General features: G+C 57.6%; 2 pseudogenes. Both read left to right on the forward strand.

Features of this window, described 5'->3' with window-relative positions:
- Positions 1 to 190, forward strand: a pseudogene (locus QCE79_RS34450) (terminase small subunit); the annotation flags it as partial.
- Positions 187 to 420 (forward strand): annotated as a pseudogene (locus QCE79_RS34455) (hypothetical protein); the annotation flags it as partial. The pseudogenes QCE79_RS34450 and QCE79_RS34455, both read left to right, overlap by 4 nt.

Here is a 420-nt window from a genome sequence, read left to right on the forward strand (position 1 = left end):
TAATGATCCGATGACCGAGCCGAAATTACGCGTTGATTCGGCGAAAGCGGTTGTTCCGTATCAACACGCGAAGAAGGGCGAGGGCGGCAAGAAGGATGCAGAACAAGAGGCAGCGAAGCGGGCTGCATCCAAATTCGGGGCGCCTCCACCTGCACCGCGCCTTGCGGCGAGCGGGGGTAAGAAGCTGTGACGCCGGAACAAGAGGACATTGTTCTCGATTGGGTCACGTCATGTAAGGATTGGAGCGAACGGCTGAAGGATGGCCGCACGATCATCCCGCCGCCTATCTTTGCCGAGGAGGCACAGTACGCTCTGTCAATTTTTAAGGAACTAAAGATCGTTGACGCGCCCGGCTCGCCTTCGTTTGGTGAGGCGTCGGCGCAGTGGGTATTTGATCTGGTGGCGTCGATATTTGGCGCG

The organism is Caballeronia sp. LZ003, from assembly GCF_031451465.1.
Classification (GTDB): domain Bacteria; phylum Pseudomonadota; class Gammaproteobacteria; order Burkholderiales; family Burkholderiaceae; genus Caballeronia.